Genomic DNA, 599 nt, shown 5'->3' with positions numbered 1-599 from the left:
TCAACTTACGTTCTTGATTGCCCTGCCACAATTTACCTTCCACGAACGAATCAAACTCAAATGCTTGGTTGGCATAACATGCCTGAACGCGTTCGTTTGTGATGCCAAAATGACGATTCATTGAAGCGTGTAGTAGGGTATCACCATGTTGCCATTGCACATCCAGACGTGCGAGTTGTTGGCCGTCAAATTGGTGAGTGATGTAGACGTCTTGCAAATCGGCTTTTGCTACAACATTTACGCTGTCCAGCGGGTGAATAAAATCGTCAAAGATGAACGTTCGGAGTTCTCCCGGCAGATTGTGGCGATTTTTCTCCCAACGCAGTGACTTCAAATTAGCGACATCGCCTTTTTGTACGTTTGGCAAATAGTCGTTGTAGAGCGGAATGTGTCGGCGATTAAAGCCAACATAAAGTGGTTGATTGGCGATAGCTGCAATCTCATAGAGTTGCTCTACCTGTTGGGAACTGTCCGCCAGAGGTTTGTCGACAAAAGTAGGAATGCTTTGTTTTAGAAAATATTCAGCGATTTGAAAGTGAACATGAGTTGCGGCATGAATCATCACCGCATCTACACCAAACGCAGGAAGCTGTCGGTAG

The 599-nt window shown here is 45.4% G+C and carries 1 protein-coding gene; it reads right to left on the bottom strand.

The features are described 5' to 3' along the window. Nucleotides 1–599 (bottom strand): Gfo/Idh/MocA family oxidoreductase (locus tag R7Z77_RS26860; RefSeq protein ID WP_318137240.1); only part of this gene is annotated, 599 nt, incomplete at both ends.

This window comes from Vibrio sp. 1401 (assembly GCF_033340295.1).
The sequence above is the reverse complement of the archived record's forward strand: the minus strand, read 5'-3'. Positions and strand labels throughout refer to the sequence as shown.